Annotated in this window: 6 protein-coding genes; all 6 read left to right on the top strand. The window is 37.4% G+C overall.

Going from position 1 to position 14,244, the window contains the following annotated elements; all coding sequences use genetic code 11:
• Window positions 1–11 precede the first annotated feature (11 nt).
• The 6 genes from LNQ34_RS15785 to LNQ34_RS15760 all read left to right on the top strand — a co-directional run bounded on the left by LNQ34_RS15785 (window position 12) and on the right by LNQ34_RS15760 (window position 14,173).
• Window positions 12–3,107, top strand: a complete 3,096-nt coding sequence (locus LNQ34_RS15785) for a DUF5107 domain-containing protein (RefSeq protein ID WP_202701904.1) — start codon at window positions 12–14, stop codon at window positions 3,105–3,107.
• Between the two features lie 350 nt (window positions 3,108–3,457).
• Window positions 3,458–5,638, top strand: coding sequence for a M1 family metallopeptidase (locus tag LNQ34_RS15780; RefSeq protein WP_202701903.1), 2,181 nt, complete (start codon window positions 3,458–3,460; stop codon window positions 5,636–5,638).
• Window positions 5,639–6,343: 705 nt separating this feature from the next.
• Complete coding sequence (locus LNQ34_RS15775) at window positions 6,344–9,424, top strand: SusC/RagA family TonB-linked outer membrane protein (protein WP_202701902.1); 3,081 nt, start codon at window positions 6,344–6,346, stop codon at window positions 9,422–9,424.
• Between the two features lie 9 nt (window positions 9,425–9,433).
• Window positions 9,434–11,131, top strand: coding sequence for a RagB/SusD family nutrient uptake outer membrane protein (locus LNQ34_RS15770; protein ID WP_230000411.1), 1,698 nt, complete (start codon window positions 9,434–9,436; stop codon window positions 11,129–11,131).
• 100 nt (window positions 11,132–11,231) lie between these two features.
• On the top strand, window positions 11,232–12,557 hold the full coding sequence (locus LNQ34_RS15765; protein ID WP_202701899.1) for a DUF3472 domain-containing protein: 1,326 nt from the start codon (window positions 11,232–11,234) through the stop codon (window positions 12,555–12,557).
• 260 nt (window positions 12,558–12,817) lie between these two features.
• Entirely contained in the window at window positions 12,818–14,173 is a 1,356-nt protein-coding gene (locus LNQ34_RS15760; protein WP_230000595.1) for a Gfo/Idh/MocA family protein, read from the top strand.
• Window positions 14,174–14,244 lie beyond the last annotated feature (71 nt).

Here is a 14,244-nt window from a genome sequence, read left to right as displayed (position 1 = left end):
TAGCTCTCCACATGAAAATTAAACCCTTTTTATCCGTTTTACTTTTTGGAAGCCTGTTTGTCAACGCACAAAATAAACCCACCATAAAAGAATACAAAAAAGTATTCACCACTTATCCGTTTTCAGACCCTGATCCCATTCCGAAACCAGACACAAAAGTCTATCCTTATTTTCGTTTTGACGGTTTTACGGATAAACCTGTGCAAAAAGAATGGAAAGTAATCGAACTTGAAAATGATTACATCAAACTCATGATTCTTCCGGAAATTGGTGGAAAAGTGTGGTCGGCCATTGAGAAATCAACAGGAAAGGACTTTATTTACAACAATCATGTGATTAAGTTCCGGGATATCGCCATGCGCGGCCCCTGGACAAGCGGTGGTGTCGAGGGCAACTATGGCATCATCGGACACACTCCTAACTGTGCTACCCCTGTGGATTTTATCACCCTTACTCGTGGAGACGGAAGTGTAAGCTGTGTAATTGGCGTATTGGATCTGCTCACACGAACGTCCTGGAAACTGGACATTAATTTACCCAAAGACAAAGCGTATTTTACTACCAATTCCTTCTGGTTCAATTCCACCGAAACCGAGCAGCCTTACTATACCTGGATGAATACCGGTATAAAAGCTGCTGAAAGTCTACAGTTTATTTACCCGGGACAAAGTTATATTGGTCACAATGGTGAGCACAATTCATGGCCCATTGATAAAGAAAATGGCAAAGACCTTTCCTTCTACAAAAACAATGATTTTGGCGGTTACAAATCGTATCATGTTTTTGGCAAATACGACGATTTCTTTGGCGGATATTACCATGATGAAGATTTCGGAATGGGAAGATATGGCAATCACGACGACAAACCCGGCAAGAAAATATGGATCTGGGGATTGTCTCAGCAAGGAATGATCTGGGAAAAATTATTAACCGATACCGACGGTCAATATGTAGAAGTTCAAAGTGGAAGACTGTTCAATCAGGCGAGTGAAAACAGCAGTTTAACTCCTTTTAAACAGCGCTCTTTCACCCCTTATCAAACGGATTTATGGACCGAATACTGGTTTCCGGTAAAACAAACCAAAGGATTTGTAAAAGCAAATAACTATGGAGCCGTAAACGTTAAAAACGAAAACGGCTGGTTGAAAATCTATTTTTCTCCACTTCAAAAACTAAACGAAAAACTGGAAGTCTTTGACAATGGCAAAAAAATCTATTCCAAAGATATTTCGGTAAATACATTGCAATCCTTCAAAGATTCTATTCAGATTGTTGTTGATCCAAACCAACTAAAACTAACAATTGGCGAAAATAAACTCGTGTGGAATTCGGCACCGGAAGATGGAAATCTGAATCGTCCGTTAGAAACTCCAAAAGATTTTGACCACAACTCCGTGTACGGATTGTACCTGCAGGGAAAAAATTACCTTAGTTTTAAAGATTACGTAAAAGCGGAAGAAAAACTAACGGCCTGTCTTCAAAAAGATCCCAACTACGCTCCTGCTTTGGCTGATTTAGCGATTTTACAAATTCGTAAATTTCAATACCAGGAAGCTGTAAATTCGGCAGCTAAAGCTTTATCCATCGATACCTATCATCCCGCTGCCAATTATTATTACGGATTAGCCAACCTGCATTTAGGCAATACTACCGATGCCAAGGACGGTTTTGATATCGCAGCAGCAAGCGTTGAATTCCGAAGCTCTGCCTATACTGCTTTAAGCAAAATTTACTTTAGGGAAAACAATCTTGCAAAAGCAGCTGAATATGCCGAAAAAAGTTTACGGAACAATCAGGATAATTTAGAAAGTCTGCAATTACTTGCCGTATTATCTCGTCTGCAAAATAATAAAAGTAAAGCAGTCGAAATTCTCAATACCATAAATAACGTTGATCCTCTTAATCATTTTGTTGGTTTTGAGAAATATCTTTGGGATTCGTCAGAGGCATCAAAACAGCATTTTACGGCTTTGATTCAAAACGAAATGCCACAGCAAACGTATCTGGAGTTAGGAATATGGTATACACAATTAGGCCGTAAAGAAGAAGCTTTAAAAGTACTTTCACTTGCCCTTCCAAATGCTGAAATTGTATATTGGAAAGCTTATTTAGAAAACAAAACTGTTGATTTAAGCAAACTCCAACCCGACAATAGTTTCCCTTTCCGTGAAGAAACAGCACAAATTCTGGAAAAACTAATCAAAACGAACAGCCAGTGGCAATTGAAATATCATTTGGCTCTAATCGAATGGAATCGCGATAATGTATCAAAAGCAAAAGAATTGTTTTTGCAATGTGCCAATCTGCCTGCTGATCCGGCTTTTTATGGGGCCAAAGCTTCGTTATTTAAAAATGAGACCCAATTGGTTCTATCCAGTCTGCAGCAAGCGATTAAAATAGACGGTCAAAGCTGGAGATATCCTAAACTTTTAACTGAATACTACATTGCCCAAAAACAATTTGATAAAGCACTGGCAACCGCAGCACCTTTCTATAAAAAACATCCTCAAAATTATTTAATAGGAATGCTGTATGCCAAAACACTGCTCCTGAACAAAAAATACGCTGCCGCCGATGCTTTCCTGACCCAACTGGAAATCCTTCCCTTTGAAGGCGCTACTGCAGGACGTCAATTGTATCATGAAGCAAAACTGATGCAGGCTTTGACCGAAATGAAAAACAAGCAATACAAAAAAGCATTACAATTGATTTCGGATGCTAAACTATGGCCTAAAAATTTAGGAGTAGGAAAACCTTATGCCGAAGATATTGACGAAAGGCTCGAAAATTGGCTCAATTATCAATGTTACACGAGCTTGGGCGATACCGACAAAGCCAAAAATGCTTTACAAAACATTATTGCTTTTAACCCCAAAGTTGACAATACGGTTATGAATTTTCTTCCGGCAAACCAACTCATTACGGCCTGGGCAATCGAAAAAAATGCTTCGGCACAAAAAGCAGAGGAATGGTTGCAAAAACAAGCCAGGTTATACCCTGACAACAAAATTGTACAATGGACTTTTGAAACGTATAGTAAAAAACAATCCAATATTTTAACCGAAGAGGAGAAAGATGGTGAAGTTCGAATTATAGAAAAACTATAAAAATACTTCGGTTAAAATTGTATTTTTCGAAATAAAAATACGAGTTTTATGGCAAGTAAATACTTTTTTGAAACCTTAAGAATTATATTTCAACCGCTTTAATAATAGCAACTCGTCGGATATAAAAAAGATTCAACACATAGTCCCGATGCATCGGGATAGGTGCAAAAAGAGAACAGAAAAGAAATAAATTTCTTTCAAATAGAAGATTATGTGTATTTAAATGAAGTGAAATGTCTTTTTTATGTGTGCAGAGCCTATGTTACTATGTGTTAAAATGATTTACGTCCAACAGAGAATAATAGTTTAAAACAATAATCAATCAAAATAATCATTCTAAAAACCAAAAAATGAACAAACAATTTTTAAAGTATTCTCTTTTTAGTCTTTTCCTTGTTGCCGGGCAAAATACGATGGCCCAAAACAGTGATCAGACCAAAAACCCATTATCTGTTTATCAGGTTACCCCGCTAAAAGTAAATGACCTTGTGCACACCAAACTAGACGTATCTTTTGATTATGGAAAACGTTATTTATACGGAAAAGGATGGCTGACTTTAAAACCTCATTTTTATGATACCGATTCTCTTAGACTGGATGCCAAAGGAATGGATTTCAAAACTATTGCTATGGTTGATGGAAAAAAGACAATTCCGTTAAAGTATACCTACGACAATGAACAGCTTTTGATCACCTTAAACAGAAAATATAAAAGCACCGAAAAATACATCATTTTCATCGATTATACCGCAAAACCGGACGAACTAAAAGTCAAAGGAAGTGCTGCCATAACGGATGCGAAAGGTTTGTATTTTATAAACCCTGACGGAAAAGACGACAAACCGATTCAAATCTGGACACAGGGTGAAACAGAAGCCTCATCGGCATGGTTCCCAACCATTGATAAACCCAATCAGAAAACAACTTCTGAAATTGCGATGACGGTTGATGCCAAATACACTTCACTTTCAAACGGAAAACTAATCTCCCAAAAAGTGAATAAAAATGGTACACGTACCGATACCTGGAAAATGGAACTGCCGCATTCACCCTACCTCTTTATGATGGCTGTAGGTGATTTTAAAATTTACAAAGATTCTTATAACGGACAAGAAGTAAGTTATTATCTGGAACCAAAATATGCGCCCTACGCCAAACAAATTTTTGGGAAAACTCCGGATATGATGAAGTTTTACGGCAAAATGCTTGGGGTAGAATATCCATGGGGAAAATATGCTCAGATTGTAGCAAGAGACTATGTTTCGGGTGCCATGGAAAATACTTCGGCAACCTTACATGGTGAGCACGTACAAAAAACCGAAAGAGAATTATTAGACGATAATCAGGAAAGTACTATTGCACACGAACTTTTTCACCAATGGTTTGGAGATTATGTAACTGCCGAATCCTGGTCGAACTTAACCATGAACGAATCTTTTGCTACTTTTGGTGAAGTCCTTTGGCACGGGTATGATGAAGGACAGGATGCCGAAGACCGTTCTCGTTATGAAAAACTACAAAACTGCCTGCGTTCTTCCAAAGATGGAGTTAGTCCGCCATTGGCACGTTTTCATTATGGAAACAAAGAAGATATGTTTGACAACATTAGCTATTCCAAAGGTTCTATCATCCTGTATGCTTTAAAAAATCAAATGGGTGACGCAGCCTTCTTTAAATCTTTAAATAAGTATCTTACCACCAATGCCTTCAAAACAGGAGAAAGTCATCAATTGCGTTTAGCAATGGAAGAAGTAACCGGAAAAGACTGGAGTCCTTATTTTAACCAATGGTACTTTCAGGGCGGAAATCCTATTTTAAATATTGAATACGGTTATGCCGATGGTAAAGCAACAATGGCAGTAAAACAAGTCCAGGAAAGTTCCGTACAAACCTTTACCTTACCGTTAAAAGTAGATTTTTATGTTAATGGAACCAAAGTCAGAAAAGATATTTTAATGGACAAAAGAGAGCAGGATTTTAGTTTTGACCTGCCTTCAAAACCCGATTTCATAGATCTTGATCCGGACAAAATTTTAGTGGGTAAGGTCATTGACAATAAAAAAATATCCGATTATCTATATCAATACAAAAACGTTCCTACCTACTACAACCGAGTTGAAGCGATAAAATTTGCGGCAAAAGACAAAAGTCATGAGGCACAGCTGATTCTTTTAGCTGGCCTACAAGACCAGAGAGACGATTTAAGAACCCGCAGTATCCGTGCCATTGATTTGGCAGACAATACTATAAAAGAAGCTGCACTTAAAACCTTATTGAACATTGCCCAAAATGATAAAAAAACTTATGCGAGAGCTTCAGCCATTATCAAACTTGCCGGAACGGGTGATGCTGCTTACAAAAATTTAATGATTGAAAGTACTAAAAACCAATCTTACAATGTAGCCGCAGCAGGAATCTTAGGATTGTCGAAATATTCCCCGGAAGAGGCTGATAAAATAAAAGCAGCTTTAGACGAAGATACCAGAAATCACATAACGCCTTTGCTTACAGAATTTAACAATCAAAAGTAAGCATCCAATAGCTGAATAGTCGGCCTTACTTAAAATAACAAAGAAACAAGGTTTTATAATTAGTACTTAAAAATATTGTTTCTATAGCCTCTCTAATTTGATTAGAGAGGCTTTTTTTTATCCAGAAGAAAAAATATGCTCTTTAAATTAAAATATTATTAGAAGACTTTCATTGCATCTTTTTTTTACAATCAAAAGCTCTTTTAAACCTTCCAAAATTCTCTGTTCCGAAAAACCCAGTTTCGCTGCCCTAAATCAGCTAAAAAAATAGGGATTTTATAGTTTTTTTACTTCATAACAAAGTAATCCAAAAAAACATTATTTACATAAATAAGACCTGTTTTTAAACGAATTAATTCTTTTTACAAAGAACAATTACAATTACCCATAAAATTCTCACTTTTTAGTTCAGTCTTTATTTTTTGCTCCCTACGCAGCTCATCTATTTTTAGGGTCAAATTTAGGCTATTCTGCAAAAAAATGTGCTCGAGAACACAAATTTTGTGTGTTCGAGCACATTTTTTGTGTTTTTTCTTGGTTAATAAAAATATAATCAATAGTTTCGTCAGGTAGTTAAAACTACCTATCAGATTTTTCCTTCTTAAAAAAGCTTTTTTAGGTTAAAAAAGAATAAAAAATCAACATCATAATTACAACAAAAAATAACCGCAAAAAACAATCATTAACCAAAAACCAAACAGAAGTATGAAAGAAGCACTTTCAAAAAATCCTAAGATTTTAAAGTTGCAGACAGTACTTGATAAAAGTTTAAAAACAACATTGTGTACCTTGTTGTCCGTAACTTTTCAAATTACAACTGCTGCTCCCTCAAAAGAGATTTCTTTAAACAAAACCAGTTTACTGGCCTTCCAAAAAATAGTGAAGGGTAAAGTTGTAGACGACAAAGGAATTCCGATTCCAGGTGTAAATGTTATTATAAAAGGATCCAAAACGGGGGTTCAGACCGATATCGATGGAAGCTTTGCCATTGAAGTACCCAATGCTAATACGATTTTAGTATTCACCTTTTTAGGAATGCAGGATCAGGAAATTCCTGTTGGAAACGGCACTATTAAAGTGACAATGAAAGAAGCCGGACAGCAGATGGATGAAGTTGTTATCGTGGGGTACAGCAAAGTAAAAAAAGAGAGTTTAACCGGATCGTTACAAACTTTAGACAACAAAAAGTTATTGGATGTTACTACTCCAACTGTTGAAAACTTACTGGCTGGAAAAGCAAGTGGAGTTTTTGTCAGTACCAGTGGAGGTGAGCCTGGTGGTGCCTCAAAAGTGATTATTAGAGGTAAAACTACCGTAAACGGAAGCACTGACCCGCTTTGGGTAGTAGACGGTGTGATCGTTGGAAACAGTTCTCCTCCTATGAATCCTTCTGATATCGAAAATTTAACGGTTCTTAAAGATGCTGCTTCTACGGCCGTCTACGGTTCACAAGGAGCCAATGGGGTAATTGTAGTTACTACAAAAAGCGGGAAAGCCGGGAAATCAATCATTAATTTCTCTTCAAGAACAGCACTGTCTACCATAAACAATGGAAATCTCAAAATGATGAACGGATCTGAGCTGTATGATTATTACAATTCTTTCGCCAACAAACAAGATTTTCAAAATGTTTGGTGGTGGACTCCTGAATTAAGAAACAAAAACTACGACTGGTGGAAAAATGGTACTAAAACAGGGATTGCTCAGGATTACAACTTATCGATTAGTGGTGGTGGAGAAAACTTTAAAAGTTATGTTTCCTTAGGAGTTTATGATGAAACCGGAGCTATAAAGGGCTACGATTATAAAAGGTATAACGGTTTGATGAAATTTGAATACAAACCAATTTCATGGCTTACCATAAAACCACAGATCAATCTAACGCGAGAAAAAGTATACAACCAGCAACATGATGTTGGAGCAATGTATCGTAACCTGCCTTGGGACAGTCCTTATTTACCGGATGGATCATTAGTAGGAAATGCACCAAACCCAACTTGGGTAAATACGACCGGATCTAACTATTTGTATGATTTACAATGGAATTATTCTGAATCAGAAAAATATACTGTTCGTGCCAATATGGATTTCGATGCAAAATTAACAAGCTGGCTGACGTATTCCTCTGTAAACAATTACATATTTGACAATTACAATTCAACATCTTATTCGGATCCTAGATCGTCTTCAGCCTTAGCTGTAAAAGGTAGAATTGAAGATCAATTTGAAACTTATAACAAGCTATACACCAATCAACTGTTAAGGTTTAACAAATCGTTTGGTGTACATAATGTGAATGCGGTAGCCGGTTATGAATGGAACGAATATAATTTCAAAAAAACACAGGCAATTGCAACAGGTATTCCTCCCGGAATTAGTGTAACAGACCCGGCTGCCAAACCTGAAGCTGTAAACGGAAACAAGAGACAATGGGCCGTGCAATCTTTACTATCAAATATCAACTATTCTTATGATAATAGATATTTGGCACAATTTTCTTTTAGACGTGATGGAGCATCGAATTTTGGTAAAAATGCTCAATACGGTAATTTCTTCTCTATTAGTGGTGGATGGAATATCCATAAAGAAGCTTTCTTTAAAGCAGATTGGGTAAACAACTTAAAATTAAGAGCTAGCTATGGTTCGGTAGGAAATCGCCCAAACAGTTTATACGGCCACTTGCCATTATATACTTTTGATTATAGCTATGATGAAAACCCAGGTGCCTTAATTTCACAATTAGCAAATCCCGATCTAAGCTGGGAAAAAACATTTACTACCGGTGTCGGTCTGGATATAAGCCTCTTCAACAGAGTAAATATTACTTTAGATTATTACGATAAAGATACTTCTGATTTATTGTACCAGGTTCCACTTCCGGGTGTTATCGGAGTAACTCGTATTTGGAGAAACGTTGGAGCTGTAAACAACAGAGGATTTGAGGCTTCTGTTAATGTAGACATCATCAAAACTAAAGATTTGGTTTGGTCCTTTGACGCCAATATTGGGTTTAACAAAAATAAAGTAACTGGTCTTTATGGTGACAAACAGGAAATAATTGTTTCCGATCGAAGCGGTGTAGAAGGTGCTGCTAAAAAATTACTAAAACCGGGATACGATGTAGACAGCTGGTTCTTAACCGAATGGGCTGGTGTTGATCCTGATAATGGGAAACCGCAATGGTTTACTACCAATGCTTCGGGAGAACGTGTAAAAACTTATAGTTATGGTGAGGCGTCTAAATATCAAAAAGTAGTTGGCTCTTATACTCCTGACTTCTTCGGAGGGTTCTCTACCAGTTTAAACTATAAAAACTTTGATTTTGCAGCAGTTTTTAGCTATTCTGTTGGAGGTGAAATCTATAACTATGCGAGATCAGAATTTGACTCGGATGGTGCATATTCTGACAGAAACCAAATGAATCTAAATAACGGGTGGAGTCGTTGGGAAAAACCGGGTGATATCGCGACACATCCACAAGCCATTTATAACAATCCTAGTAACTCTCAAAAATCATCTTCCCGTTTCTTAGAAACCGGAACTTATTTAAAAATGAGAAGTCTTTCTTTGGGGTATAACATACCGTTACAACACTTACACATTACCAACTTAAGATTATTTATAACCGGAGAAAACTTATTTACCATCTCCCATTTTTCTGGTGTATCACCTGAGTTGTCACCAAATTGGGATGCCTCAACTGAAGAGTATGTAATTTCTGGTGTCGCCAGAGACATGTACCCGCAAACACGTAAAATTACACTAGGTCTCAACTTAACGTTATAAAATAAAATCATGAAAAAGATATTACTATTAGGTATTGCAATTAGTGTTCTGAGCTCATGTGAGTTAGACAGAGAACCATTTTCTTCCTATACAAAAGATAAAATACAACAAGATAAAGAAGCTTCGGTAGAAGTATTACTAAACGGCTGTTATGCCCAATTAAAAACCTGGTCAGATGTGATGCACCGCGTTGGTGAATATCCGGGAGATAATATCATGATTAGAGGAACTTCTACGGATCACTTTTACTCTTTTATTTCCTATCAGCATGTTCCTGACAATAACAGATTATCTACTTTCTGGAACAATGGTTACAAAATCATTTCACAATCAAGCGATTTGATAACATCCATTAAAGAAGGTGAAAGCCCCGCTATCGACCAGCAATTAGGAGAAGCCTATTATTTAAGAGGCATGATTTATTTTTACTTATGCCGTACGTATGGAAGACCTTACGCACAATCCCCTGAGACTAATTTAGGTGTACCAATTGTAAACGGCTTACCAGCAGATTTGAACAATCTTAGACTTCCGGACCGTTCTACTGTAAAAGCAACCTATGACCAAGCGATTAACGACTTGAAAAAAGCGGAAGCTCTAATGTCTGTTGGAAAATCTGCTGCTTATGCTACTAAAGAAGCGGCACAAGCCATGCTTTCAAGAGTGTATTTGTATATGAGTGGTACCTATGAAACGCCAAATCAGGAGTATGCCTCACTTTCTATTGATTATGCCAAAAAAGTAATCATGAGTGGCAGATACAACTTATTAAGCCGCGCGAATTTCATGAAATACAATACTTTTGCACCGGACTCAGCTGAACAAACAGAAACTATTTTTGCAGTAAAAAGAGTTGCTTCAGAATATTCAGGATTTGATCATTATTATGGAATTGGAGGAATGTATGCCAATATTCAGGGACAAGGATGGGGAGAAATGTATGCCAGTGGAGAATACCTTGACTTGTTGAGAAAATCCGGACTCAAAAAAGATGCGCGTTGGGCTTTTATTGATCCGCAATATACCAAAGATGCCAGTGGAAATAAAACAGAGGCTTTCCGCTTTATAACGGATGTTTTCAATGCCGGTGGTACACAAACCGGATACAATTATGTGCAACAACCATTAAAAACAAAAGCTGACGGATCCTATTTTATCACAATTGGAACAACAGATTACAACCTTACAGTAGTAAATGCAGCCGAAAATCAATACTCCATCTCTTATCAGGGAAAAACCTATACCGGAGAAAAGGATTATATGATGCTTTTAAACCGTGTGTATCCAATGTTTTACATCACAAAATGTTCTTTACAAAATAATGATTCGCACCTGCACTCCCCTATCATCTCGAGATTGGCTGAAATGTATTTGAACATGGCAGAAGCTTATGCAAAAAAAGGAGATTACTCTAATGCTTTGACTAACCTGAACATTATTCGCGAAAGAGCAATTGTTGGTGGAGGCTACACCTCTCTTAGCAGTACAAATGCTTCACAGCGCATTGATGAAGAACGTCAGTTAGAATTGGCTTTTGAAGCACATCGTGGTTATGACGTCTACAGAAACGGACAAACCATGACACGCCGTTACCCTGGTCCTCATTTACCAATGAATGATGTTCCGGCAACAAGCCCTCGTGTGGTACAATACATCCCACAATCTGAAGTCAATGCTTATCCGGGAACTTTAACACAAAACCCATAGTTTTTTATTTATTGTTTGTTTTGAAACCTCTCTAATTTGGTCAATTAGAGAGGTTAATTTAAAAAAGAAGAATACATTTATAATAACTTAATCTCAACAAATGAAAAAAATAGTATACCTGTTTTTTGCTTCTTTTCTAGTTTCGGTTTCCTGTGTTGGCAGCAATGATGATGTACCATCGGAAAATGAAACCATAGAAAATCCAAAAACAACAATTTCTCTGCCCCTTGGAGGAAATGCGTATAGTTCTAAACATTTAGACGGAAAAAATACCATTACAGACAATGGTATCGAAAACTGGACAGATTCCAACGAGTTTTTCACCGCCTATTTCAGAATTTCTAAACCCGGAACCTTTCAAATTACCGTAGAAGGATCTGTTGAAGTTTATGGGAAATCTGAACTGGAATTTTCGATCAATAACGAAACTAAAAAAGTAAACTTCACCACCTCAAAAAAGGCTGTTATTGCAGGAACCTGGAACCTTAAAAAAGAAGGATATATTGCTGTTAAAATAAAAGGAATCAGTAAAACCGGCGATCGTTTCCCGTCTATTAGTCGTTTAACGATTGCAAGTGCTGATTTTGACGGTAAAATCTCGTATGTACCCAACAATGAAGGTGATTTCTATCACTGGGGACGTCGTGGACCTTCTGTTCATTTAAACTATCAGACTCCAGAAAACACCAACACCGAGTGGTATTACAACGAAATTACCGTTCCTCAAAACGAGGATAAAATTGGATCTTATTTTATGGCAAATGGTTTTGGCGAAGGTTACTTTGGAATTCAGGTAAACTCAGCCACCGAAAGAAGAATTTTATTCTCGGTTTGGAGCCCGTTTACCACTGACGATCCTAACAGTATTCCGGAAACTCATAAAATTAAACTGCTGAAAAAAGGTGAAAATGTACACACAGGCGAATTTGGCAACGAAGGTTCAGGTGGACAGAGTTATTTAAAATACAATTGGAAAGCTGGAAACACCTACAAGTTTTTACTTCGTGGATTGCCTGCCGGTAATAACACCACCAACTATACCGCTTACTTTTATGCTCCCGAACTGAATAAATGGTTATTGATTGCCAGTTTCAATCGTCCTCAAACCAATACCTATTTGAAAAGATTTCACTCCTTTCTGGAAAATTTCATCCCGGAACAGGGAGATCTGTCACGCAAAGTCCTGTTCAATAATCAATGGGTTTGTGATGAAAAAGGCAACTGGTTCGAAATTAATTCAGCACGCTTTACAAACGACAACACTGGGGCAAAAGAATACCGAATGGATTTTGCAGGAGGAACGGAAGAGGGTTTCTTTTATCTAAAAAACGGAGGTTTTTTTAATGACTATACCACTCCAAAAACTATTTTTACAAAACCATTAACGAATAAAAAACCCGAAATAAATTTCAATACATTACCATAAAATTATGATGAACAACCATGGCAATGCTAAAATGATAAAATTAGCCACAGATTAGAAAGATCCGCACAGATTTCTTTACTAATTGCGTGTAAAATCTATGTGAATCTGTAAAATCAGTGGCAAAAAACATTCTCGTTATGCATTTCACCCAACGGTTTACTAAAAATACAACACAACAATAATCCCCGATAATCGGATTTTAGATTATCAATCATTTCAAATCAAAATAATACATTATGAAAACTAGTATTTTAAAATTCATGTTAGCCGCCTGTATTCTGTTTGGAGGAACAAACGCATCGGCACAAATGATTAAAACCAAAACACCTGCCCGCGCAAAAGGCCAGACCGATGTTTTGCGTTTGGCAACAGCACCAATACCTACTGTTCGTGTTGCCTTTATAGGTCTTGGGATGCGTGGTCCCGGAGCAGTTGAGCGCATGACACATATTCCGGGTGTAGAAATTGTCGCTTTGTGCGATATGACACAGGAAAACACTTCTAAAGCAAACGAAACTTTAACCAAAGCCGGATTTCCTAAAGCTCAGGAATTTTACGGTGACGAAAATGCCTGGAGAAAAGTAACTGCTTTACCTAATGTGGATTTAGTATATATCGCTACCGACTGGAAACATCACGCAATTATTGGTGTTCAGGCCATGAAAGACGGTAAACACGTAGCCATAGAAGTTCCGGGTGCAATGACAATGGAAGAAATCTGGCAACTTATTGATACTTCCGAAAAAACCCGTAAACACTGTATGCAGCTTGAAAACTGTGTGTACGACTTCTTCGAACTTACTACCTTAAACATGGCGCAGCAAGGTGTGTTTGGAGAAATTCTACATGCTGAAGGATCTTACATCCACGGACTTCAGCCTTTCTGGGGAGAATACTGGAACAACTGGAGAATGGATTACAACATCAAACACCGTGGCGATATTTATGCTACGCACGGTATGGGACCGGCTTGTCAGGCTTTGAACATTCACCGTGGTGACAAAATGAACTTTTTAGTTTCTATGGACACTAAAGCAGTTGGAAATCCGGCCTACATCAAAGAAAAATCTGGAAAAGAAATCAAAGATTTTAGAAATGGAGATCACACCATGACCATGATTCGCACCGAAAACGGAAAAACAATCCAGATTCAGCACGATGTTACCTCTCCACGTCCGTACAGCAGAATGTACCAATTAAGCGGCACAAAAGGTTTTGCCAACAAATACCCATTAGAAGGATATGCTTTAGACGGCAAAGAACTAGGTGACGACGTAAAACCAAATCACGAAAAATTAAGCGCACACTCTTTTGTTCCTGCAGAGGTGAAAAAAGCATTAATGGAAAAATACAAACACCCGATTGTAAAAAATATCGAAGAGCAGGCTAAAAAAGTCGGCGGTCACGGAGGAATGGATTTCGTAATGGATTACCGTTTGATTTACTGTCTGCAAAAAGGGCTTCCGTTAGACATGGACGTTTACGATTTAGCCGAATGGTCTTGTTTAGGGCCTTTAACAGAGATTTCTCTTGACAACGGTTCAGCTCCTGTAGAAATTCCTGATTTTACACGTGGCGGATGGAACAAGTTGAAAAAATTAGAATTTTCAGAATAAAAATTTATTGGTTAGTTAGTAGAAACAAGAGGGCGCGATTTATAGTGCTCTCTTGTTCATTATAGTCAACA

Source organism: Flavobacterium lipolyticum, from assembly GCF_020905335.1.
Lineage (GTDB): Bacteria > Bacteroidota > Bacteroidia > Flavobacteriales > Flavobacteriaceae > Flavobacterium > Flavobacterium lipolyticum.
Note: the sequence above shows the minus strand (reverse complement) of the source record. Positions and strands in the feature narration are given on the sequence as shown.

Coding starts and splice junctions, on each gene's coding strand:
- LNQ34_RS15780 (WP_202701903.1), top strand. CDS start 3,458: ATGAACAAACAATTTTTAAAGTATTCTCTTTTTAGTCTTTTCCTTGTT.
- LNQ34_RS15775 (WP_202701902.1), top strand. CDS start 6,344: ATGAAAGAAGCACTTTCAAAAAATCCTAAGATTTTAAAGTTGCAGACA.
- LNQ34_RS15785 (WP_202701904.1), top strand. CDS start 12: ATGAAAATTAAACCCTTTTTATCCGTTTTACTTTTTGGAAGCCTGTTT.
- LNQ34_RS15765 (WP_202701899.1), top strand. CDS start 11,232: ATGAAAAAAATAGTATACCTGTTTTTTGCTTCTTTTCTAGTTTCGGTT.
- LNQ34_RS15770 (WP_230000411.1), top strand. CDS start 9,434: ATGAAAAAGATATTACTATTAGGTATTGCAATTAGTGTTCTGAGCTCA.
- LNQ34_RS15760 (WP_230000595.1), top strand. CDS start 12,818: ATGTTAGCCGCCTGTATTCTGTTTGGAGGAACAAACGCATCGGCACAA.